General features: G+C 74.8%; 22 protein-coding genes. 13 read left to right on the top strand and 9 right to left on the bottom strand.

The window, feature by feature from the left end; translation table 11 throughout:
• The first annotated feature begins 30 nt into the window (after nucleotides 1-30).
• Complete coding sequence (locus ACZ58X_RS01865) at nucleotides 31-630, top strand: hypothetical protein (RefSeq protein WP_470331688.1); 600 nt, start codon at nucleotides 31-33, stop codon at nucleotides 628-630.
• Here ACZ58X_RS01865 and ACZ58X_RS01860 read toward each other — a convergent pair.
• Both ACZ58X_RS01860 and ACZ58X_RS01855 read right to left on the bottom strand, forming a co-directional pair.
• Nucleotides 618-1,646, bottom strand: coding sequence for a TolB family protein (locus tag ACZ58X_RS01860; protein WP_470331687.1), 1,029 nt, complete (start codon nucleotides 1,644-1,646; stop codon nucleotides 618-620). The genes ACZ58X_RS01865 and ACZ58X_RS01860 overlap by 13 nt on opposite strands.
• A 156-nt stretch (nucleotides 1,647-1,802) precedes the next feature.
• The gene (locus tag ACZ58X_RS01855; RefSeq protein ID WP_470331686.1) at nucleotides 1,803-2,273 is read right to left on the bottom strand and encodes a nuclear transport factor 2 family protein; all 471 of its coding nucleotides are present in this window, start codon (nucleotides 2,271-2,273) and stop codon (nucleotides 1,803-1,805) included.
• 102 nt (nucleotides 2,274-2,375) lie between these two features.
• Here ACZ58X_RS01855 and ACZ58X_RS01850 point away from each other — a divergent pair, with 102 nt between their 5' ends.
• Nucleotides 2,376-2,945: a TetR/AcrR family transcriptional regulator gene (locus tag ACZ58X_RS01850; protein WP_470331685.1), complete on the top strand. Its 570-nt coding sequence runs from the start codon at nucleotides 2,376-2,378 to the stop codon at nucleotides 2,943-2,945.
• A 64-nt stretch (nucleotides 2,946-3,009) separates the two neighbouring features.
• On the opposite strand, the gene ACZ58X_RS01845 is transcribed toward ACZ58X_RS01850, so the two are convergent.
• Nucleotides 3,010-3,933 (bottom strand): chitosanase, encoded by a 924-nt coding sequence (locus tag ACZ58X_RS01845; protein WP_470331684.1) that lies wholly within the window; start codon nucleotides 3,931-3,933, stop codon nucleotides 3,010-3,012.
• Between the two features lie 210 nt (nucleotides 3,934-4,143).
• On the opposite strand from ACZ58X_RS01845, the gene ACZ58X_RS01840 reads away from it, so the two are divergent.
• Together ACZ58X_RS01840 and ACZ58X_RS01835 are read left to right on the top strand one after the other, a co-directional pair.
• Nucleotides 4,144-4,287: a hypothetical protein gene (locus ACZ58X_RS01840; RefSeq protein WP_470331683.1), complete on the top strand. Its 144-nt coding sequence runs from the start codon at nucleotides 4,144-4,146 to the stop codon at nucleotides 4,285-4,287.
• A complete protein-coding gene (locus ACZ58X_RS01835; protein ID WP_470331682.1) occupies nucleotides 4,277-4,471 on the top strand; it encodes a hypothetical protein in 195 nt (64 codons plus the stop codon). Before ACZ58X_RS01840 ends, ACZ58X_RS01835 begins: the two co-directional genes overlap by 11 nt.
• 7 nt (nucleotides 4,472-4,478) lie before the next feature.
• Here the strand turns inward: ACZ58X_RS01835 and ACZ58X_RS01830 are convergent, their stop codons facing one another.
• Nucleotides 4,479-5,762, bottom strand: coding sequence for a DUF5685 family protein (locus tag ACZ58X_RS01830; RefSeq protein ID WP_470331681.1), 1,284 nt, complete (start codon nucleotides 5,760-5,762; stop codon nucleotides 4,479-4,481).
• A gap of 211 nt (nucleotides 5,763-5,973) precedes the next feature.
• On the opposite strand from ACZ58X_RS01830, the gene ACZ58X_RS01825 reads away from it, so the two are divergent.
• From ACZ58X_RS01825 to ACZ58X_RS01815, 3 genes are read left to right on the top strand one after another with little or no spacing between them, the layout of a single operon-like run.
• Nucleotides 5,974-6,537, top strand: coding sequence for a helix-turn-helix domain-containing protein (locus ACZ58X_RS01825; RefSeq protein ID WP_470331680.1), 564 nt, complete (start codon nucleotides 5,974-5,976; stop codon nucleotides 6,535-6,537).
• Complete coding sequence (locus ACZ58X_RS01820) at nucleotides 6,534-8,018, top strand: MFS transporter (RefSeq protein WP_470331679.1); 1,485 nt, start codon at nucleotides 6,534-6,536, stop codon at nucleotides 8,016-8,018. Before ACZ58X_RS01825 ends, ACZ58X_RS01820 begins: the two co-directional genes overlap by 4 nt.
• 28 nt (nucleotides 8,019-8,046) lie before the next feature.
• The gene (locus tag ACZ58X_RS01815; RefSeq protein ID WP_470331678.1) at nucleotides 8,047-8,733 is read left to right on the top strand and encodes an alpha/beta fold hydrolase; all 687 of its coding nucleotides are present in this window, start codon (nucleotides 8,047-8,049) and stop codon (nucleotides 8,731-8,733) included.
• An 86-nt stretch (nucleotides 8,734-8,819) separates the two neighbouring features.
• Here ACZ58X_RS01815 and ACZ58X_RS01810 read toward each other — a convergent pair whose 3' ends face one another.
• Nucleotides 8,820-10,232, bottom strand: a complete 1,413-nt coding sequence (locus ACZ58X_RS01810; protein ID WP_470331677.1) for a DUF2252 domain-containing protein — start codon at nucleotides 10,230-10,232, stop codon at nucleotides 8,820-8,822.
• 160 nt (nucleotides 10,233-10,392) lie between these two features.
• Here ACZ58X_RS01810 and ACZ58X_RS01805 point away from each other — a divergent pair, with 160 nt between their 5' ends.
• Nucleotides 10,393-10,815, top strand: a complete 423-nt coding sequence (locus tag ACZ58X_RS01805) for a ribosomal maturation YjgA family protein (protein WP_470331676.1) — start codon at nucleotides 10,393-10,395, stop codon at nucleotides 10,813-10,815.
• A 25-nt stretch (nucleotides 10,816-10,840) separates the two neighbouring features.
• Here ACZ58X_RS01805 and ACZ58X_RS01800 read toward each other — a convergent pair whose 3' ends face one another.
• Nucleotides 10,841-11,623: an SGNH/GDSL hydrolase family protein gene (locus ACZ58X_RS01800; RefSeq protein WP_470331675.1), complete on the bottom strand. Its 783-nt coding sequence runs from the start codon at nucleotides 11,621-11,623 to the stop codon at nucleotides 10,841-10,843.
• A gap of 223 nt (nucleotides 11,624-11,846) precedes the next feature.
• Between ACZ58X_RS01800 and ACZ58X_RS01795 the strand changes: the two genes are divergently transcribed.
• Entirely contained in the window at nucleotides 11,847-12,728 is an 882-nt protein-coding gene (locus tag ACZ58X_RS01795; RefSeq protein WP_470331674.1) for an MBL fold metallo-hydrolase, read from the top strand.
• A gap of 223 nt (nucleotides 12,729-12,951) precedes the next feature.
• A complete protein-coding gene (ddaH, locus tag ACZ58X_RS01790) occupies nucleotides 12,952-13,776 on the top strand; it encodes a dimethylargininase (protein WP_470331673.1) in 825 nt (274 codons plus the stop codon).
• A gap of 159 nt (nucleotides 13,777-13,935) precedes the next feature.
• Here the strand turns inward: ddaH and ACZ58X_RS01785 are convergent, their stop codons facing one another.
• Nucleotides 13,936-15,117, bottom strand: coding sequence for a globin domain-containing protein (locus tag ACZ58X_RS01785; protein ID WP_470331672.1), 1,182 nt, complete (start codon nucleotides 15,115-15,117; stop codon nucleotides 13,936-13,938).
• Between the two features lie 116 nt (nucleotides 15,118-15,233).
• On the bottom strand, nucleotides 15,234-15,677 hold the full coding sequence (locus ACZ58X_RS01780) for an RrF2 family transcriptional regulator (protein WP_470331671.1): 444 nt from the start codon (nucleotides 15,675-15,677) through the stop codon (nucleotides 15,234-15,236).
• A gap of 244 nt (nucleotides 15,678-15,921) precedes the next feature.
• Between ACZ58X_RS01780 and ACZ58X_RS01775 the strand changes: the two genes are divergently transcribed.
• The 3 genes from ACZ58X_RS01775 to ACZ58X_RS01765 all read left to right on the top strand — a co-directional run bounded on the left by ACZ58X_RS01775 (nucleotide 15,922) and on the right by ACZ58X_RS01765 (nucleotide 19,502).
• The gene (locus ACZ58X_RS01775) at nucleotides 15,922-17,571 is read left to right on the top strand and encodes a beta-propeller fold lactonase family protein (RefSeq protein ID WP_470331670.1); all 1,650 of its coding nucleotides are present in this window, start codon (nucleotides 15,922-15,924) and stop codon (nucleotides 17,569-17,571) included.
• 145 nt (nucleotides 17,572-17,716) lie between these two features.
• Nucleotides 17,717-18,361 (top strand): helix-turn-helix transcriptional regulator, encoded by a 645-nt coding sequence (locus ACZ58X_RS01770; RefSeq protein WP_470331669.1) that lies wholly within the window; start codon nucleotides 17,717-17,719, stop codon nucleotides 18,359-18,361.
• Between the two features lie 10 nt (nucleotides 18,362-18,371).
• The gene (locus ACZ58X_RS01765) at nucleotides 18,372-19,502 is read left to right on the top strand and encodes an aminotransferase class I/II-fold pyridoxal phosphate-dependent enzyme (protein ID WP_470331668.1); all 1,131 of its coding nucleotides are present in this window, start codon (nucleotides 18,372-18,374) and stop codon (nucleotides 19,500-19,502) included.
• A 171-nt stretch (nucleotides 19,503-19,673) separates the two neighbouring features.
• Here ACZ58X_RS01765 and nagB read toward each other — a convergent pair whose 3' ends face one another.
• Nucleotides 19,674-20,456, bottom strand: a complete 783-nt coding sequence (gene nagB, locus ACZ58X_RS01760; protein WP_470331667.1) for a glucosamine-6-phosphate deaminase — start codon at nucleotides 20,454-20,456, stop codon at nucleotides 19,674-19,676.
• Nucleotides 20,457-20,607: the final 151 nt, after the last annotated feature.

Here is a 20,607-nt window from a genome sequence, read left to right as displayed (position 1 = left end):
GCCGGGCGCCCGGCTGGTATCGATGGGGGCGTGCGATTCGAACAGGTGCCGATGCCGGAGCAGGTGGGGGAGCGCCCCCGGGACGCCCGCGGGTACCCGGTGCCGGCGATCACGCCGTGGCGGGACGGGCGGCCGCAGTTCGCGCTGACCGACCACGGGCGCAGCGCCGACTGCGCGCTGGAGCGCCGCTGTTCGGTGTGTGGCGCCCTGATGCCGCGCGGCCCGGTCTGGCGGGTGGTCGGGCCGGCGGAGAGCGCCGCGATCGCGGAGGCGCTCGGGGCCGGGCGCCCGTACCGCAACCTGGCGCCGACCATGGAGGGCCCGGGGCACCGCGCCTGCATGCTGTACGCGTCGATGGTGTGCCCGTACCTGGCCCGGCCCAACGCCCGTCGGCGGGTGAGCGCCGAGGGCGCGGGGGAGGGGCTGACCGCCGCCGCCGTCCGTGGCGCGGCGCGCGGCGGGACGGGGGCGGTGGTCGGGTTCGGCGACTACGAGTACGCGGTCACCGAGGAGCGGGTGCTGTTCCGCTTCCTCGACCTGGTCGAGTTCCTGCCGCACGAGTCGGCGGACGAGCACCTCGCGGAGCTGCGCGCCGAGTTGGCGCGTCCGACCCCGGATCAGGGCCGGTAGACCGGCAGGCCCTTGATGGTGGAGACCTGGACCGGCGCCGCCGAGCCGTCGGCCGGCACGGTGCTGATGCCGTCCGGGGTGCGGGCCGCGACGGTCCTGCCGTCGGGGGACCACGCGGGCTCGGTGTAGTCGGTGCCGGCCGAGGGGGTGAGGTCCTTCTCGGTCGTCCGGTCGTGCTCGGTGGAGCGGGTGAACAGGTGGTCGTGGCCGTTCACCGAGCGGACGAAGACGATGTTCCCGCCGTCCGGGGACAGTGCGGGCTGGGAGCCCTTGCCGATGTCCCGGGTGGCCGGGCGGATGTAGTCGTCGTAGATGTACACCTCGCCGGCCGGGGTGTTGGCGTACGCGATGTCGGCCTGCTGCCCGCCGGCGTTGGCCCAGGTGTTGCCGGTCTGCGGCGGCTGCGGGGCGCCGGCCGCGTCGCCGGCCTCGGAGTTGTGCGGGGCGAGCTCCTCGACGGCGCCGCCCTTGGCGGGCACCTTCTCCAGCCGCAGCACGCCGCCCTTGCCGGAGGTGAACACGATGTTGTTGTAGCGGTCGGTCTCGTCGGGCACCGCGCCGCCGCTGGGCCCCTTGTCGGCGTGCTGCCAGGTCGGGTGGGACCAGGTCTCGCCGCTGGGGGCCTTGGCGAGGGTCGTCCTGCCGCTGCCGTCCGGGGCGGCGGTCAGCAGGTTGCCGTCGCCGTCGACGAAGACGACCTTCTTGCCGTCGGGGGACCACGCGAGGTCGCGCACCACGGTGCCGAAGTCGACCGTGGTGCCGTTCATGGCGACCGTCCGGGTGCCCGTGCTGATGGTCAGGTGGTTGGCCGCGGAGGTGCCGTTGACCTCCTTGCCGCCCGGCGCGGGGCTGCCGGAGTGCGATCCGCCGCCCGGCGCCGCCGTGACCGGGGCGCTGGGGGCCGCGGTCGATCCGGAGTCGCCGTTCTCGGGGCCGCAGGCGGAGAGCAGGACCGCGCCCGCGGTCGTCATCAGGGCGATGGCGGCGGCGGTGCCGAATCTGTTGCGCACGGACATCTCTGGGTCCCCCTCGGGTGGTGCAGTTCGCTTCCGAGAAGGAGGTTCCCAAGGCCGGGTCCGTGGCCGGTGCGCGCCGCGTCACAGCTGTGGAACAGTGCGGGGCCCTTCGCCGGACAGGGCGTCAACCTTCGGGTACGGAACGGGCGGGGGCGCTCAGAGCCCGAGCTCGGTGAGGCCGGGGTGGTCGGCCGGGCGGGCCCCGGCGGGCCAGTGCAGGAGGCGCTCCCCGGGGGCGATCGGCAGGTCGTTGATGCAGGCGAGCCGACGGGCCATCAGGCCGTTCGCGTCGAACTCCCAGTTCTCGTTCCCGTACGAGCGGTACCACTGCCCGGCGTCATCGTGCCACTCGTAGGCGAAGCGGACGGCGATCCGGTCGCCGTCGTGCGCCCACAGCTCCTTGACCAGGCGGTAGTCGAGTTCGCGCTGCCACTTGCGGGTGAGGAAGGCGGCGATCTGCTCGCGGCCGGTGAGGAACTCGGCCCGGTTGCGCCAGCGGCTGTCGGGCGTGTAGGCGAGGGCGACGCGCCGCGGGTCGCGGGTGTTCCAGGCGTCCTCGGCGGCGCGGACCTTGCGGTGGGCGGACTCCTCGGTGAAGGGGGGCACGGGAGGGCGCTGTTCGGTCACGGGATTCTCCTCGGGAACGGGCATTCCGCCGGTGAGAACGATCGTTCTCATCTCAGTCGCTACCCTAGGAGAATCATCGTTCTCACGCAAAGGGCACGGCAGATGGAACAGGTGGACCCACGGACCCGGATCCTCGACGCGGCCGAGGAGCTGTTCTACGGACGGGGCGTCCAGGCGGTCGGGATGGACGCCGTCCGGGCCGCCTCCGGGCTGACCATGCGCCGCGTCTACCAGCACTTCCCGGCCAAGGACGAGCTGGTCGAGGCCTACCTGCGGCGGCGCGACGCGCGGTGGCGGGCGAGCCTGGCCGTCCACGTCTCCCGGGCCGGCGGCACGCCCCGGGAGCAGGTGCTCGCGGTCTTCGACTGGCTCGGCCGGTGGTTCGCCGAGCCCGGGTTCCGCGGCTGCGCCTTCGTGAACTCCTTCGGCGAGCTGGGCGCCACCAGCCCCGCCGTCGTGGCCGCCGCCCGGCACCACAAGGCGGAGTTCGCCGGCTACCTGGCCGGCCTGGTCGATGCCGCCGGTGCCCCGCCCGCCACCGCCGCCCAGCTCGCGCTGCTCGCCGAGGGCGCGATCACCGTCGCCGCCGTGCACGGGGACCCGGGCGCCGCCACCGAGGCCCGCGCGGCCGCCGCCCTCCTGCTGGACGGGGCGGCACGCGCGCGGACCTGAACACGGTGGCCGCCCGGGGCCGGGGTCCGGGCCCGCACTCCCGGACCCCGGGGCGGACGGCGGCTCAGCCGATGGTGTAGCCGGAGCCGTAGGCGGTGATGGTGAACGGGCCGTCCAGGTCGTCGTTGCCGGTGGCGGCGATCCGCCGCAGGCACTCGACCCGGTCGACGGACTTGCGCCACTCCTCCGCGGTGGAGGAGTTGGCCGGGTTGTTCAGGTCGTCGATCCGGACGTCGAAGAAGGCGTCCAGCCAGGCGCGCTCACCGGCGGCCGAGGGCGCACCGACCTTGGCCGTGGTCCGGCCGATCAGCGCGGGCAGGGCGTCGTACTCGCTGCCGTTGCCGTGCTGGATGGAGGCGTCGTAGAGCTCGGCGCGGGCCAGCGCGGTGGTCAGGCCGAGCCGGTCGGCCTGGTCCATGGCCGGGGTGAAGTAGCGCTGGTCGACCTGCTCGTCCTGGACCTGCCGGAAGGCCGGGTCCTGGGCGGCCTGCTGCCAGGCGGCGATGTAGTCGGCCTCGGGCAGGCCGCTGGTGTCGCCGCTGCCGGCGGCGGCCAGGCGCTCCAGTTCCGGGACGAAGCGGGCGAGCGGGTTGTCGGGGGCGACGGCGGTGTAGGCGCGGACCACCGTGAGGGCGTCGCCGTCGTTGGTGGTGAACCCGGCCCGGCCCGCGGTGACGCCGCGGCCGTCGTGGATGTTCTCCGCGTAGCCGTACTGGATGGTGGTGGTGCCGTTCTCGAAGACGCTGACCAGCTGGTCGGCGCGGCGGCGCTGGTCGGGGGTGAGCCCGCCGGCCGCTGCCCGGGGGGTGGCGCCCGCCTGCCGGGCCGCGACCGCCGGGGCGGCGGGCCGCTCCGGTGCGGCCCGGGCCGGGTCCACGGCCCAGGCGCCGCAGGCGGCGGTGGACAGGAGGAAGGCGGCGAGCGCGGTCCCGGTGGTCACTGCCCGGGCGGTGTTCCTGGTCGTCCTGCTGGAGGCGCTGCGGTCCATGGGGAAGTCGTCCTCTCGGTGGGGGGAAGAGGTCGTGCTCGGATCCGACGATTCCTAGTTAGGAAACCTTCCTAACGATGGGAATTGAACCACCACCCGATGCCCCCGCCAAGCCGTCGGGCGGGGTGGAGTTCGGTGCGGGTACGCCCCTTCCGCCCCACGCGTCCCTCGTTTATCGCCCGTTGATCGCCGCCGCCTAGCGTCGGGACCATGGACGACAGGACGGCCGAGTGGCCGGGGGCGGCGCCCGAGGGGCGGATGACCGAGCAGGACGCCGAGCGGTTCCGGCAGTTGCTGGCCGGGTTGGAGAACTCGCTGGCGGCGGACCGGGAGGTGGCGGGGCGTGAGGCCTGAGGCCGCCGGACCGCGCGGCCCGGTGGCGGTGCTGCCGCTCTGGCGGCGCGCGGAGGAGTACCGGGACGCGGACCGGCCCGGGGTGCTGCGGGGGCACCCCGGGCCGGTGGCGTCGGATCAGCCGGAGCCGGAGCCGGAGTCAGGGGAGAAGGAGGCGCCGGTGTCGGTGTCGGAGGAGAGCTGACCGAACGTCAGCAGTCGCACCCGCAGTCGCAGCCGTCACAGCCGCAGGAATCGCAGCAGTCGCACCCGCACTTGCCGCACTCGCAGCAGCCGGGGTCGCAGCAGTCGCAGGCGCAGGCGCTGCAGCCGTCGTGCCGCTCGCAGAAGCCCTTGCGGCGCTCCCGGCTGAACGGGTCGTCGTGCTCGCAGCAGAGCAACTGGCAGGAGCAGGCCATCAGGGCCCACACCGCGCACCCGGCGAGCAGGTTGCGCGGGTGCGGTGGCTTCCCGCCGAGCGGCGGGCCGAAGCCCGGGCCCTGCGGCACCCACGGGGGGAGGGGCGCCTGGTCCGGGGCCTGGCCGGGCGGCACCTGACGCGGCGGCGCGTCCCGCGGGGTGTCGGCGGCGGCGTGCTCGGCCCCGGCCGGGCCGCGGCGGCAGCTCGCGGCGTGCCCGGCCCGGCCGAAGACCCGGTCCACCGCGGTCTCCGTCTCGTGGGCGAGCAGCACGTGCACCAGGGCCCGGTCGGTGAGCTCGACCTCCCGCAGCGCGAGCCGGATACCGTGCACGGCGTCCCGGCAGAGGCGTTCGGCCTCGGCGCGGTCGGTGCCGGTGGCGGTCAGCGGGTTCCAGGCGCCCGTTGCGGCGTCGGCCGCCTGGTCCTCGGCGGCGTCCAGCAGGTGGGCGAGCCGGCCGAACAGCCGCCCGGCCTCGGCGAGCGGGGCGGCGTTGCCGGGGCGCCCGGCGATCACGGCGGTGTGCGCGAAGGCGGCGGAGGTGGCGGTCTCGGTGGGTTCGGTGACCAGCAGGACGGAGCCACCGGGCCGCAGCGAGCGTTCCACCTCGCCCTGCCGGGAGGCGGCGTCGAGCAGGACGGCGGTGTCGAAGCCGACCGTGGAGGCGCTGCCCGCGCTCTGCCGGTCCCAGCGCCTGGTCACCGCGCGGGCCCCGGCGGCCACCGGGCGGCGGGCGAACACGCCGTCCCGGTCCTCGACGTGGTCGCGGATCTTCACCGAGGCGAGCGCGAGCGAGACGGCGGCCGCCAGCCGGGCGCCCTCGCCCTTGGCGACGGAGGCCGTGCGCATGCCGCGCAGCGGGCAGGGCCCGGCCGTGCGGCGCCAGTTGGAGTCCTCCCGGGCGGCCTGGGCCTCGACCAGGACGGAGATGATCAGGCCGTCGTAGTTGGTGGCGGTCCGGGCGAGCTGCCCGTGGTCGTCCCGCAGGGCGAGGCAGAGCCCGCACAGGTGCGCCATCCAGGAGGTGCGGAGGCGTTCGGACAGTCGGTGGCTGCACGGTCTGATGATGCCGAACACGATCGTTGGTCCCCCTTGCCGGTGGGCCGCGGAGTGGCCCCTCGGGCCGCTGACCGGCCCCTTTGTCGCCGAACATCATATGATCGCCGGCTCGGCGACGGCCGACCGGCGACCGAACCGAGGCCGCCCCGAGACCGAGCCGCCGTCAGACCTTCACCGTCCCCGGAGAACTCCCGGGAGGTGATCTCACATCCGGGATAGCATCACGGATATGGGAATCGACACGGCCGCCGACGAGCGGCTGGCACAACGGCTCGCCGAACTACGGGTCGAACGCGGCTGGACCCTGGAGGAGTTGGCGCAACTCGCCGACGTCAGCCGGTCCACCCTCTCCCGGGTGGAGCGGGCCGAGGTCAGCCCGACCGCCGCCCTGCTCGGGCGCCTGTGCACCGTGTACGGGCGGACCATGTCCCGGCTGCTCGCCGAGGTGGAGTCCGGCCCCGCCCGGTTGGTCCGGGCCGGGGAACAGCAGCTCTGGCGCGACGAGGCCACCGGCTTCGTCCGCCGCTCGGTCTCCCCGCCGCACGGCTCGCTGCACGCCGAGATCATCGAGGGCCGGCTCCCGGCCGGCGCCGACATCGCCTACGACCGCCCCTGCCTGCCCGGACTGGAACACCACCTCTGGCTGTTCGAGGGGCAGTTGGAGCTCACCCTGGACGACGAGGCCGAACTGCTCGGCCCCGGTGACTGCCTGCGCTACGGCTCCGGCAGCATGCGCTTCCGCAGCCTCGGCCCGGAGGAGGCCCGCTACGCCCTGGTGGTGGTCGAGTCATGAGCACCGCCACCGGCCCGATACCGCAGCGGGCGGGCAGGCAACGCTTCGACGCCGCCGGGCGCCGCGTCCTGCTGGTCTGCGTCGCGGGCGGCTTCACCACCCTGATCGACCAGTCTGTGCTGAACACCTCCATCCCCGCCCTGCGCGAGACCCTGCACGCCCAGCCCGCCCACCTCCAGTGGATCGTCGCCGGGTACTCGCTCGCCTTCGGCCTCGCGCTGATCCCCGGCGGACGCCTCGGGGACGTCAAAGGCCGCAAGTGGTTCTTCGTCACCGGCCTGGCCCTGTTCACCGCGGTCAGCCTGGTCTCCGCGACCGCCACCGCCCCGGAGGTGCTGATCGCCGCCCGACTGCTCCAGGGCGTCGGCGCCGGACTGGTCAACTCCCAGATGATCGGCACCCTCCAGGACGTCTTCGAGGGCCAGCTGCGCGCCCGCGCCCTCGGGATGTACGCCGTCACCGGCAGCCTCGCCTTCGCCCTCGGCCCGCCGGTCGGCGGCCTGGTCCTGGCGGCGGCCGGCCCCGAACTCGGCTGGCGGCTGACCTTCCTGCTCAACGTCCCGTTCGGCCTGGCGACCCTGCTGCTCGCCGTCCGGCACCTGCCCGCGCCCCGACCGGCCAGCCGGCACGCCGACCTCGACCTGCTCGGCCTGCTGCTGGTCGGCGCGCTCACCCTGGTCCTGATGCTGCCCTTCGTCCAACCGCCCGGCCGGGCCGGCTGGCTGGCCTTCGGCGCCGGCGCCCTGGCCCTGCTCGGCGCACTGGTCGGCTGGCAGCGCCGCTGCGCCCGGACCGGCGGGCACCCGCTGATCCACCCCGCCCTCAGCCGCTCCGCGCCGTACGCGCTCGGCACGGCCACCGCGATGGCCCAGTTCGGCTCCTCACTGGCCGCCTCGCTCGTCCTCACCATGTTCCTCCAGGACGGCCTGGGACTGTCCCCGATGGGCGCCGCCCTGGTCTCGCTGCCCTCCGCACTGGCCATGGCGGCGGCCTCCGCGCTCGCCTGGCGGGTGGTGCAGCGGCTCGGCCGGCGCACCGTCACCCTCGGGATGACCGGCTCCGCGCTCGCCATGCTGCTCAGCGGCGCCGTCGCGCACTGGGCCCCGACCGCCGTGCTGCCCTGGCTGCTCGCCCTGCTCCAACTGCTCAGCGGCGCCTCGGTCGGCCTGATGGGCTCCACCAACCAGGCCTACGTGCTGCGCCACGCGCCCGCCGAGGCGGCCGGGGTCAGCGGGGCGATCCTGCAGATGGCGCAGCGGATCGCGGCGGCCGTCGCGGTCTCCGCCCTGTCCGGGGTCTACCTGCGCGAGACGGCCGGGGGCGGCGGCCACCGCTCCGCCTACCTCGCGGCGAGCCTGGTCTGCGCGGCGGTGGCCGGACTGGCCGTGCTGGCCTCCGTGTTCGCCGGCCGGGCGACCGGGCCGGAACGCACCCCCGACGACACCGCCCCGGTGCGCCGAGGGCGAACGGCCGTCCGGTAGCAGCCGGTCGGCGCGTACGGTGGCGGTCATGACGACAGTACGAACGGTGGAACTGCCCGGCATCACGCTCGCCTACCAGGAGAGCGGACGCCCCGACGGCCCGCCACTGGTGCTGCTGCACGCCCTCGGCGAGCGCGCCGCCGACTGGGACCCGGTGCTGCCCGCCCTCGCCCCCGACCACCACGTGTACGCGCTCGACCTGCGCGGCCACGGCGACAGCGGCCGCACCGACCGCTACGGCCTGGCCGAGATGCGCGAGGACGTGCTCGCCTTCCTCGACGCGCTCGGCCTCGCCCGGGTCGACCTGGTCGGCCACTCGATGGGCGGCGTGGTCGCCTACCTGCTCGCCCAGGCCGCGCCCGAGCGGGTCGACCGGCTCGTCCTGGAGGACATCGCCGCCCTGTACCCGCGCCCGTCGAGCGTGCCGCCCGAGGGCGCGGACGAACCGGCGCACTTCGACTGGGCGATGGTCCGGGCCGTCAAGGCGCAGATCGACACCCCCGACCCGGCCTGGCGGGAGGGCCTGGCCCGGATCACCGCCCGCACCCTGGTCGTCGCCGGCGGCCCCACCAGCCACATCCCGCAGGAACGGGTCGCCGAACTCGCCCGGCTCGTCCCGGACTGCCGCCTCGTCACCATCGAGGCCGGGCACCTGGTGCACCGCACCCGGCCCGCCGAGTACGTCGCCGCCGTGGCGCCGTTCCTGGCGTCCTGAGCCACCGGGCCGGTTCCACCCGAACCGGCCGGTCGACGCCCTCGGCCGCCGGTGCCCTCGGCTGCCGGTGCCCGGTACGACCCCCCTCAGACCCCCTGCTCCGCGGGCAGCCGCCCGCTGCGCACCGCCGCCAGCAGCTCGGCGTGGTCGGCCTCGGTACGGTCCGCGTAGGCGACGGCGAAGGCGGCGACCGCCTCGTCCAGCGCCTCGTTCTTGCCGCAGTACCCGGCCAGCAGGCCCGGGTCGGCGGTGTGGGCGTGCGCCCGGGCGAGCAGCGCGCCGGTGATCCGGGCGTAGTCGTCCAGCTGGCCCGGCAGCAGCGCGGCCGGGTCGACGCTGCCCTTGCGGTTGCGGAACTGCCGTACCTGGTAGGGGAGTCCGTCCACGGTGGTCCACCCGAGCAGGGTGTCGCTGACCACCTGCATGTGCTTCTGGCCGAGCACCACGCGCCGGCCCTCGTGCTCCTCCGGCCGCTGCCCCCGGCCGCCGTCCAGGTACGGCAGCAGGACGGACGGCCGGGCCTCCTTCACCTGGAGCACCAGCGGCTGGTCCCGGTGGTCGGTGAGCAGCACGACGTACGAGCGGGTGCCGACGCTGCCGGTGCCGACCACCCGGAACGCCACGTCCTGCACCCGGTAGCGGGACAGCAGGGTGCGCACCTCGGCGGGCACCGTCGCCACGTACGGGCCCAGTGCCTCGGCGACCGCCCGGGCGGTCGCGTCGGTGACCTCGGTGAGCACCGGCGGGGCGGCCGTGAAGCGCCAACCGCCGTCCGCGGTACGGGTGGTGCTGCGGGCGGCGAAGCGGGCGCTGGTGTTGCCGAGGGCCTTCGCGCCGACCTTGCCCAGCACCTCGGTGAGGTCGTGCGCCTCGGTGAAGGACACCAACTGCTCGTCCGCCACGGCGTTCCAGGCGTCCAGGGCGGGCAGCTTGGCGAGGGTGCGCATGGTGCGCCGGTAGGAGCCGGCGGCGTGCGCGGCGGCGGCCCGGGCGGTGGTCTCGCTCGCCCCGGTCTCCCGCCCGGCCAGCACCAGGCTGGTGGCCAGCCGCTTGAGGTCCCACTCCCAGGGACCGGGCACGGTCTCGTCGAAGTCGTTGATGTCCATCACGAGTTGGCCGCGCGCGTCGCCGTACAGGCCGAAGTTGGCCGCGTGGGCGTCCCCGCACAGCTGCGCGGTGACGCCGGTCACCGGCGTGCCCGCGAGGTCGGCGGCCATCAGCCCGGCCGACCCGCGCAGGAACGCGAACGGGGTGGCGGCCATCCGGCCCACCCGGATCGGCACCAGCCCGGGGATCCGGCCCGCGTTGGAGGCCTCGATCGCCGCCACGGCGGTGGGTCGGTCGGGCGCGGGCGCGAACTCCGCGTGCCGCTCCCGGGGGACGCGCTCGCGCAGGGCCTTGCCCTGCTCGCGGGCCCGCTGCGCCCGGCCGTCCGGGCCGGTCGCGAATCCGGGGACGCCGAACTGCCGCCGTGTCTCGCTGCCTCTGTTCTCCGTCACTGTCCCCGCCCCGCCCGCCCTGCTCGAACTCCCGCCCGTGACCTGCACGGATGGCTCAACAGGGGGAGTGACGTCCGGGATGGCGCGGTGGTTCCCGGGGCCACTGGGTCCGGTGGGCCCGCTGCGCCGCGCGGGCGGAGCAGGACCTACCGTGGGGCGGATGACGGAACTTCGGAACGGCCTGACGGTACGACTGCCCGCCGCCGCGGCCGTGCTGGTGACGGTGGCGGCGGGCCTGGGCGTGCGTGCCGTGCTGACCGGTGAGGTGGCCAAGTGCGCGGGCGACGCCCTCTACACCGTGCTGGTGTACGCCCTGGCGGTGCTGGTCGTGCCCCGGGTGCGGCCGGTGCGGGCCGCCCTGGTGGCGGCCGCGGTGAGCTGGGCGGTGGAGCTGTTCCAGGCCACCGGCCTGCCGGACGCCTGGGGGCGGCACAGCCCGCTGGTGCACCTGGTGCTCGGGTCGACCTTCAACCCGCCGGACCTGTTCTGGTACCTGGTCGGCGCGGCGGGTGCCGCGCTGTCGCACCGGGCGCTGCGGGCCGGTCGGACCGGCCGGGTCGCAGCACCCGGTGCGAACGCCTGACGGGGCGTCACGAGCTGATGGAGCGTCAGAGCGGCATCAGATCGGGGCGCTTGGCCTCGACGTGGTCGCCCGAGGACTCCCCGCGCAGGCGCCGGCCGACCCAGGGGATCAGGTACTCGCGGGCCCACTGGAGGTTCTCCCGCCGCTGGTCGGCGGGGGTGAGCACGCGGGCGGTCGGCCACGGGGCCTCCGGGTCGTCCTGGGTGCGCAGGCCGAGCGAGCGGGCGGCCAGCAGGGCGACCCGCTGGTGGCCCTCGGGGGAGAGGTGCAGCCGGTCCTCGCTCCACGCCCGGCGGTCCTGCACCGCGCGCAGCGACCACAGGTCGGCGACCTTGCAGTCGTAGCGGTCGGCGACCGCCCGCATGTGGCCGTTGTAGGTGGCGATCTTGCCGCGCAGGTGCCTGATCAGCGGCACCTCGCGGGTGTCGAAGCCGGTGCAGATCAGCACCGTCCCGGCGTTCTCGGCGAGTTGGGCGATGGCGGCCTCGAAGCGGACGGCCACCTCGTCCGGGTCGCTGCCGGGTCGGAGGATGTCGTTGCCGCCGGCGCAGAAGGTGACCAGGTCGGGCTGGAGCCGGCGGACCTGCGGCACCTGCTCGGCCACGATCTGGTCCAACAGCCGCCCCCGCACCGCCAGGTTGGCGTAACGGAACCCGCCCGGCGGCCGCCCGTCGGCGAGCAGCCCGGCCAGGCGGTCGGCCCAGCCGGCGAAGGCGCCGTCGGCACCGGGGTCGTTCAGACCCTCGGTGAAGCTGTCCCCGAGGGCGGCGTACGAACTGAGGTCAAGGGTCTCCTGGAGGTTCGGCATGAAAGAGATAGTTCACCCATTCAAGTGACCTACGCCACCGTAGGTGAGCCTGGCCGAACGTGAGATGGGCCACGTACCCTCTACGGCCCCGCCGGGTCGCAGAGCGCCCGGCCCGGGAAAGCACAAGGTCCGCTCCCCCTTCCGCTTTCCGGCCCGCCCGGACGATGCTCGAAGGACGGCCCGCCGCTCCGGCCGCCGTACCTTCCCTGGGGGAACACCGGCCATGAACAGCTCCGAGAACTGGACCGTCGACGACCGCTGCACCAACTGCGACGTCGCCCGGCAACTCGCGCCCGACCTGATCCGGGAGCGCGACCGCAAGTCCGAGCTGGTCCGCCAGCCGCGCGACGAGGCCGAGCGCCGTCAGCTGCTCGCCGCCGCCCACGCCTGCCCGACCCGCTCGATCCGCCCCGGCAACGGCCCGCTCGACCGGGCCACCGACCCCTTCCCGCTGGCCCTCGACGAGGCCGCCGAGGTGCTGCTGCTGGGCCACAACTCCCGGCAGACCGCGGGCGCCACCGCCTACCTCTGCCGCCGCCCCGACGGCTGGGTGATGATCGACACGCCCCGCTGGAGCGAGGCCCTCGCCGCCCGCTACGAGGCGCTCGGCCCGGTCACCGACGTCCTGCTCACCCACCGCGACCACGCGGCGCACGGCCGCGCCTACGCCGACCGGCTGGGCGCCCGGCTCTGGATCCACGAGGGCGACCTCGCCGCCGCCCCGGACGCCGACCGGGTGCTGCGCGGCACCGACCCGGTGGAGGTCTCGCCCGGCCTGGTCGCCCACCCCTTCCCCGGCCACACCCGCGGCAGCGTGCTGTACGTCGCCGACGAGCGGTACTGCTTCAGCGGCGACAGCCTGTACTGGTCCCGGACCAGCCGGGACATCGAGGTGCAGGAGGCGGTGACCTGGTACTCGATCGAGGAGCAGGCGGCCTCGCTGGAGCGCGGCCTGGACGCGCTGCGCTTCGAGTGGCTGCTGCCCGGCCACGGCGACAAGCACCGGATGCCCGCCGAGGAGGCGGACCGCCGGCTGCGCGCCCTCGCCGTCCGGGCCCGCGCGCTGCGGACCGCGCCGGTGGACTTCGCGGCGGTGCGCTGGTGAGCGGTCAGGCCCGCCGGTGAGCGGCCCGGCCGACTGGTGACCGGCCCGACCCACCGCGGAGCCGGCGCCGGTCCGTGCGCCGGGGCTCGCGCCGGGTGCGCGGGGGGTTGCGCCCGCCGGGGGCGCCCGCGCGGGTGTGCGAGCGGGGATCGCGGGGCAGCCGCCTCAGCAGCGACCCGCAGCTCCGCTCCCGAACTCCCCGCGATCCTAGGACGGTTGAGCAATGCCCACGCACACCCCGGCACGTACGGCGCGGCCCCGGCGCTACCTGATGTGCCGGCCGACGTACTTCACGGTGGACTACGCGATCAACCCGTGGATGGACCCGGCGCAGCCCACCGACACCGCGCTCGCCGTCCGCCAGTGGGAGCGGCTGCACCGGACCTACCGCCGCCTCGGCCACACCGTCGAACTGATCGACCCGGTGCCCGGCCTGCCCGACATGGTCTACGCCGCCAACGGGGCGACCGTGCTCGACGGCCGCGCCCTGGTGGCGACCTTCCGCCACCGGGAGCGGGCCGCCGAGTCCGAGGCCTACCAGTCCTGGTTCCGGCTGCACGGCTACCGCGCGGTGCGCCGCGCCGGGTACGTCAACGAGGGCGAGGGCGACCACCTGGTGGTCGGGCGCCGGGTGCTCGCCGGTACCGGCTTCCGCACCTCGCGGGCCGCCCACGCCGAGGCGGAGGAACTGTTCGGCGTCCCCGTGGTCAGCCTGACCCTGGTCGACCCGCGCTTCTACCACCTGGACACCGCACTGGCGGTGCTCTCCGACGACCAGGTCATGTACTACCCAGAGGCCTTCGACGCCCACAGCCGCTCCGTGCTGCGCACCCTCTACCCGGACGCGATCCTCGCCGACCGGGCCGACGCCGAGGTGTTCGGACTGAACGCGGTCTCGGACGGCCGCCGGGTGCTGCTCCCGGACACGGCCAAGAACCTGGCGGGCCGGCTCGCCGAGGAGGGTTACGAGCCGATCCCGGTGGACGTCTCCGAACTGCTCAAGGGCGGCGGCGGGGCGAAGTGCTGCACCCTGGAGCTCAGGCCCTGACCGCGTCCGGCCGCTGACCGCACCGCGACCGCCGGGAACGGCGGCGGCCCGCCCGTGGTCGTGCCGAGCGGGCCGCCGGCGCCCCGGTGACTCGGACGCCCTGGGGACTCGGACCCCGTGGGGACTCGGACGCCGTCGGAACTCGGACGCCCTGGGACGTCAGGCGCCCAGCCAGAGGTCCGGCCCGAACACCTCGTAGTGGATGGCCGCCGCCGGGACACCCGCCGCGAGCAGCTGGGCGCGCACGGCGCGCAGGAAGGGCAGCGGTCCGCACAGGTAGGCGGTGGTGCCGGCCGGGACGTCGACGGTCGACAGGTCGACCCGGCCGGTGCGCTCGGCCGGCCAGTCGCCGAGCGGCTGCTCGTAGAAGACGTGGGCGGTGGCGTCGGCGAGCCTGGCGGTCAGCTGCTCCAGGTCGGCGCGGAAGGCGTGGCTGAGCTGGTCGCGGTCGCCGTGCACCGAGACGATCCGCCGGGTGGAGCCGGTGGCGGCGAGGTGGTCGAGCATCGCGGTCATCGGGGTGTTGCCGATGCCGGCGGAGGCGAGCAGCACCGGGCCGTCGCCGTCGGCGAGGCTGATGTCGCCGAGCGGGGGCGCCAGTTCGACGGTGCCGCCGGCGTGCAGGTGGTCGCGCAGGTGGCCGGAGACCTCGCCGCCGGGCTCGTGCTTGACGCTGAACCGCAGGGCGCCGTCGGCCCCGCCGGACAGGCTGTACTGGCGGATCTGGTGGGCGCCGTCGGCGAGTCGGGTGCGCACCGAGACGTACTGGCCGGGGCGGGAGGCGGGGGTGGGGCGGCCGTCGGCCGGGCGGACCAGGTAGCTGGTGACGGTCGAGGTCTCCTGGTGGCGGGTGATCACCGTGTACGGGCGCCACAGGTCGGCCGGGTCGCCGCCGGCCGCGGCCTCGGCCCGCAGCCGGTCCTCGATCGCGATCAGCGCGTTGGCCATCAGCCAGTACACCTCGTCCCAGGCGGCGGCGACCTCCGGGGTGACGGCCTCGCCGAGCACCTCGACGATCGCGGCGAAGAGATGCTCGCGGACGATCTTGTACTGGGCGCTCTCGATGCCGACCGAGACGTGCTTGTGGGCGATCCGGGCGAGCATCGCGTCCGGCCGCTGGTCGGGGTGGGCGATCAGCGCGGAGGCGAAGGCGGCTATCGAGCCGGCCAGCGCCTCGCGCTGGGTGCCGTTGGCCTGGTTGCCCCGGTTGAACAGGTCGCGCAGCAGCTCGGGGTGGGCGGCGAACAGCCGGTCGTAGAAGCGCGGGGTGATGTCACCGATCGCGGCGCCCACGACGGGCAGGGTGGCCTCGACGACCTCGGCGGACTTCGCGGACAGCATCAGAGGGACTCCTGACGGGTAGCTGAGAACAGGTAGCTGAGAACAGGTAGCTGAGAACTGGTATCTGAGACTCTTATTCAACGACGCGGGTGCCGACCGACCCCTCGGGGGCGGGGTCAGTCGACGGGTCGGGCGGTGAGGCCGAGCAGGACCGGTCCGGTGGGGGAGGCCACCAGCTGGTCGATGCTGAGCGGGTCGAGCGCGGCGAAGAACGCCTCCTGGGCGGTGCGCAGCGCTCCGCGCAGCCGGCACGCGGCCCGCAGCGGGCACGGCGGGTCGTCCTCGCAGCCGACCACGTCGCCGACGCCCTCCAGTTCGCGCAGCAGCAGGCCGAGCGAGCCGGTCCGCCCGGCGAAGGTGATCATCAGCCCGCCGCCGCGACCGCGCCGGGCCTCCACCACCCCGAGGTGCTGCAGCCTGCTGACCACCTTGGCCGCGTGGGTGTACGGCACGCCGACCGCCGCGGCCACCTCGCGGGTGGTCGGGTTCTCGCCCTCGCCGATCACGGCGAGCCGCATGGCGATGCGGAGGGCGATGTCGGTGCTCTTGGTCAGCCTCACGATCGAAACGCTAGCGAATGCGACTCCAGAACTCCAATTTCCTGCCCGACCGCTACCCGACGGTGACCCCGACCGCATCTCGGTCGAATCTGAACAGTTGGCGACATTACCGATCAACTCCTGACGTGCCGTCACCACGCGATCTACGCTTCGCAGCGGCTCCGGAGCCACATCCCTTCCGCAGCACCCCTTCCGCAGCATCCCTTCACCACCTCCCCCTGGCTCGACCTCCCCTGGAGAATCCGTGAGATCACCGCGCGCACCCCGGCGCACCTGGACGGCCGTGGCGGCGATATCCGCAGCCACGGCCGCGCTGCTCTCCCAGCCCGCCACCGCCGAGGCCGCCGCGCCCCCGCCGACCGTGGCGGCCCACGTGCCGGTGGCGCCCTACCCGGCCGGTGTGGCGCTCACTCCGGACGGCGCCCGGGCCTACGTGACCAGCCAGAGCACCGGCACGGTCAGCGTGCTCGACACCGCGAGCCGGACGGTGACCGGCAGCTTCACCGCCGGCACGGGCTCGTACGCGGTCGCCGTCTCGCCCGACGGCAAGCGCGCCTACCTGACCCACCACCTGGACAACGCGGTCAGCGTCGTGGACACCGCGAGCGGCACCGTCACCGCGACCGTCCCGGTCGGCGTCCAGCCCTGGGGCCTGGTGCTCTCCCCGGACGGCGGCCGCGCCTACGTCAGCAACGCCGGGGCCGGCACCGTGAGCGTGCTGGACACCGCGAGCAACACCGTCACCGCCACCGTCCCGGTCGGGGCCGAGCCGCACGGGCTCGCCGTCTCGCCCGACGGCAAGCGGCTGTACGTCGCCGCCTCCGGCGCCAAGGCGGTGAACGTGGTCGACACCGCGAGCAACGCGGTGAGCGCCACCGTCGCGGTCGGCCACAGCGCCTTCGGCCTGGCGCTCAGCCCCGACGGCAGCCGACTGTGGGCCGCCGACGGGGACGACAGCACGGCCGCCGTGCTCGACACCGGCGCCAACGCCCTGGTCGGCACCGTCGCCGTCGGCAACGGCCCCTACTCGGTGGCCCTCTCCCCGGACGGCTCCACCGCCTACGTCTCCAACTACGCCGACAACACGCTGAGCGTCATCGACGCGGTCGGCCGGACCGTCACCGGGACCGTCCCGGTGGGCGCCGGCCCGTACACCCTGGCGCTGAGCGCCGACGGACGGCGCGGCTACCTCGCCGACTTCACCGGCGACGCCGTCGACGTGCTGAACTTCCCGCTGCCGGTGCCGGCGGTGACCGGGATCAGCCCGAACGGCGGCTCCGGGGTGGGCGGCACCACGGTGACCATCACCGGCACCGACCTGAACGGCGCCACCGCCGTCACCTTCGGCGCGGCCGGCCCGGCCACCTCGTTCAGCTGCACGAAGACCAGCTGCACCGCGACCGCTCCCGCCACCACGGTGACCGGCCCGGTCGACGTCCAGGTCACCACGCCCGGCGGCACCAGCGCCGCCGTCGCCGCCGACCGCTTCGGCTACACCGCGCCCAGCGCCCACCTCGCGGTCGCGCTCACCGCGACCCCGGTCACCGACCTGCTCTCCAGCCGGGTCGACTACACCGTCACCCTCACCAACCAGGGCCCGGACCCGATCACGGCGGCCACCGTCGGCGCGGCCCTGCCCACCGGGCTGACCACCACCTCCACCGACTGCGCGGTCGCGGCGGGCAAGCTCACCTGCACCTTGGCCGCTCCGCTCGCCAAGGGCGCCGGCACCACCCGGCACTTCTCCGTCCGGGTCGGCCTGCTGAACCTGGCCACCTCCTGGGACGTCACCGTGGCCCGCACCGCCGGCGCCCCCGCCGACCCCTCGCCGGCCACCAGTCGGGCGACCCGCAGCTGCACCTCCGTCCTCGGCCTGCTGATCACCTGCCGCTGATCACCTGCCGCTGATCACCCGCTGCTGATCACCCGCCGCCGGGCGCCCCTCGGAGGCCCCGTCCGGAACGCCGGACGGGGCCTCTCCCGTGCCTGGCCCCGCGCACTGCTGGACCAAGTGTCCGAGTCGGACGTACAGTCCATCCATGCCTGCCGAAACCCCCGACCCACGCGTGCGGACCTGGTCGCCGGTCTGCCGCGCGGTCGCCCAGCTGCTGGGGCCGTACGCCGAGGTGGTGCTGCACGACACCGCCACCGACCGGGTGCTGGCCATCTGGAACCCGATGACCCCGCGCGCCCCCGGCGACCCGTCCCTGCTCGGCGAGCTGGACGGACTGGACCCCTCCGCCCCGGACGTCTACGGGCCGTACGAGAAGCTGCTGCCGGACGGCCGGCGGCTCTCCTCGGTCAGCGCGGTGCTGCGCGACGACGCCGGCCGGCCCTCGGCCGTGCTCTGCGTCAACCTGGACCGCGGCCCGCTGGACCAGGCCGCCGCCCTGCTGACCAGCTTCGCCGCCCCCACCGCCCCCCGCCCCGAGCCGCTGTTCGAACGCGACTGGACGGAGCGGATCAACGACGTGGTCGGCGGCCACGTCCGCGCCCAGGGCCGCCCGCTGGAGCGCTTCACCCGCGAGGACCGGCTCGCCGTGCTGCGCGAACTGGACACGGCCGGGGTGTTCGCCGTCCGCCGCGCCGTCCCCGCCGTGGCCGTGGCGCTGCGGATCTCCCGCTCCACCGCCTACGCCCTGCTCGCCGAGCTCAAGCACCCCGCCGTGCCCAGGAAGAACTGAGGACCGCCCGATGACCCAGCTGCCCGACTTCCGGCTCGAAACCTACTTCACCCGCTGGGAGTTCACCGCCCGCCACCACCTCACCGCCTCCGACGCCCAGACCATGACGATGGCCGAACTCCTCGCCCTGGCCGGCCCCGAGGACCGCGAGGCCTGGGACACCCTGGCGCTCGGCTACACCGAGACCTTCGGCGACCCGGGCCTGCGGCAGGCGATCGCCGGGATGTACGAACGGGTCGACGCGGACGACGTGATCTGCTTCGGCGGCGCTCAGGAGGGGATCAACCTCGCCATGCAGGTGCTGCTGGAACCGGGCGACCACGCGGTGGTGGTGACCCCCAACTACCAGTCGGCGGAGACCATCCCGCTCTCGCTCTGCGAGGTCACCGGCGTCGCCCTGGACGAGCGGCAGGACTGGGCGCTCGACCTGGACGCGGTCGAGGCGGCGCTGCGCCCGAACACCAAGGTGCTCTCGGTCAACTTCCCCAACAACCCGACCGGCACCCTGATCGACGCCGCCGACCTCGCCCGGCTCGCCGAACTCTGCGAGGAGCGCGGCATCCGGCTGTTCTCGGACGAGGTCTACCGCGGCCTGGAACGCGACCCGGCCCGGATCCTGCCGCAGGCCGCCGACCTCTCGGCCACCGCGCTCTCGCTCAACGTGACCTCCAAGTCGCTCGGCCTGCCCGGACTGCGGATCGGCTGGATCGCCTGCCGGGACCGTGAGCTGCGCACCCGGCTGGAGCGGGCCAAGCACTACACCACCATCTGCAACTCCGCGCCCGGCGAGGTGCTGGCCCGGATCGCGATCACCGCCCGGGAGTCGATCCTCGCCCGCAACCGGGGGATCATCGCGGCGAACCTGCCGCACTTCGACGCCTTCTTCGCCGAGTTCCCCGAGCTCTTCGACTGGCGCGCCCCGGACGGCGGCTGCGTCGCCTACCCGCGCTACCTCGGGCCGGACGGCGTGGAGGACTTCTGCACCGCGCTGGTCGAGCAGGCCGGCGTGCTGCTGATGCCCGCGAGCATGTTCCGCTCCGAGCTCACCCCCACCCCGGCCGACCGCTTCCGGATCGGCGTCGGCCGCCGCGACCCGGGCCCGGCCCTGGAGGCCTTCGCCGCCTGGCTGCGCAAGCGCTGAGGCGGCCCACCCCGCCGGCGCCGGCCCGGCGGGGACGGTCGGGCCGGGACGGTCGGGCGGGGACGGGGGGGGGGGGGGGGGGGGGGGGGGGGGGGGGTGGGGGGGGGGGGGGGGGGGGGGGGGACCCCCCCCCCCCCCCCCCCCCCCCTCCGCCGTCGGTGACCGCAGGGGTCAGAGCTTCTGCCAGGCCGGCTTGGCCGCGTAGGTGTCGCGGAAGTAGTCGGCGAGCTTGAGGCGGGAGGCGGCGGCCTCGTCCACCACCACGGTGGCGTGCGGGTGCAGTTGCAGCGCCGAGGCGGGGACGACGGCGGCCAGCGGGCCCTCGACGGCCAGCGCGACGGCCTCGGCCTTGGCCTCGCCGGTGGCCAGCAGCACCAGGTGGCGGGCCTCCAGGATGGTGCCGATGCCCTGGGTGATGACGTGGTGCGGGACCTCGTCGATGCTGTCGAAGAACCGGGCGTTGTCGACCCGGGTCTGCCGGGTCAGGGTCTTGATCCTGGTCCGGGAGGAGAGCGAGGAGCAGGGCTCGTTGAAGCCGATGTGGCCGTCCGTGCCGATGCCGAGGATCTGCAGGTCCACGCCGCCTGCCTCGGCCAGCGCGCGGTCGTAGGCGGTGGCGGCCGCGGCGATGTCGGCGGCGTTGCCGTCCGGGCCCAGGAAGGACTCCTCGGTCAGGCCGAGCGGCTCCACGACCTCCTTCAACACCACCGAGCGGTAGGACTCCGGGTGGCCGGCCGGCAGGCCGACGTACTCGTCGAGCTGGCAGACGCGCGCCCGGGAGGCGTCCAGGCGGCCGTCGCGGACCCGCTCGGCGAGGGCCTGGTAGATCGGCAGCGGGGTCGAGCCGGTCGCGACGCCGAGCAGGGCCTCGGGCTTGTCGGCCAGCAGATCGGTGATCGCCGCGGCGATGAGTTCGCCGGCCGCTGGGGCGTCAGGGACGATCACGATTTCCATACTGGGTCCACCGTTCTGAGGCGAGGCTGAGGTCTAGACCTCCGAGGTCTAGACCAGTTTGCCGTGAACGGGGCCCCCAGGTCCACCCGGGCCCGGTGCCGGACCCGGATGTTCTGCCTGGTGGGGGCTCTCCGAGGAGCCCGGGTCGCCC

It is taken from the genome of Kitasatospora sp. NPDC040550, from assembly GCF_055594965.1.
Note: the sequence above shows the minus strand (reverse complement) of the source record. Positions and strands in the feature narration are given on the sequence as shown.

Excerpts from the sequence above, each read along its gene's own strand:
- ACZ58X_RS01825 (WP_470331680.1), top strand. The coding sequence starts at position 5,974 with ATGGGAATCGACACGGCCGCCGACGAGCGGCTGGCACAACGGCTCGCC.
- ACZ58X_RS01805 (WP_470331676.1), top strand. The coding sequence starts at position 10,393 with ATGACGGAACTTCGGAACGGCCTGACGGTACGACTGCCCGCCGCCGCG.
- ACZ58X_RS01795 (WP_470331674.1), top strand. The coding sequence starts at position 11,847 with ATGAACAGCTCCGAGAACTGGACCGTCGACGACCGCTGCACCAACTGC.
- ACZ58X_RS01850 (WP_470331685.1), top strand. The coding sequence starts at position 2,376 with ATGGAACAGGTGGACCCACGGACCCGGATCCTCGACGCGGCCGAGGAG.
- ddaH (WP_470331673.1), top strand. The coding sequence starts at position 12,952 with ATGCCCACGCACACCCCGGCACGTACGGCGCGGCCCCGGCGCTACCTG.
- ACZ58X_RS01860 (WP_470331687.1), bottom strand. The coding sequence starts at position 1,646 with ATGTCCGTGCGCAACAGATTCGGCACCGCCGCCGCCATCGCCCTGATG.
- ACZ58X_RS01815 (WP_470331678.1), top strand. The coding sequence starts at position 8,047 with ATGACGACAGTACGAACGGTGGAACTGCCCGGCATCACGCTCGCCTAC.
- ACZ58X_RS01785 (WP_470331672.1), bottom strand. The coding sequence starts at position 15,117 with ATGCTGTCCGCGAAGTCCGCCGAGGTCGTCGAGGCCACCCTGCCCGTC.
- ACZ58X_RS01840 (WP_470331683.1), top strand. The coding sequence starts at position 4,144 with ATGGACGACAGGACGGCCGAGTGGCCGGGGGCGGCGCCCGAGGGGCGG.
- nagB (WP_470331667.1), bottom strand. The coding sequence starts at position 20,456 with ATGGAAATCGTGATCGTCCCTGACGCCCCAGCGGCCGGCGAACTCATC.
- ACZ58X_RS01770 (WP_470331669.1), top strand. The coding sequence starts at position 17,717 with ATGCCTGCCGAAACCCCCGACCCACGCGTGCGGACCTGGTCGCCGGTC.
- ACZ58X_RS01800 (WP_470331675.1), bottom strand. The coding sequence starts at position 11,623 with ATGCCGAACCTCCAGGAGACCCTTGACCTCAGTTCGTACGCCGCCCTC.
- ACZ58X_RS01765 (WP_470331668.1), top strand. The coding sequence starts at position 18,372 with ATGACCCAGCTGCCCGACTTCCGGCTCGAAACCTACTTCACCCGCTGG.
- ACZ58X_RS01845 (WP_470331684.1), bottom strand. The coding sequence starts at position 3,933 with ATGGACCGCAGCGCCTCCAGCAGGACGACCAGGAACACCGCCCGGGCA.
- ACZ58X_RS01820 (WP_470331679.1), top strand. The coding sequence starts at position 6,534 with ATGAGCACCGCCACCGGCCCGATACCGCAGCGGGCGGGCAGGCAACGC.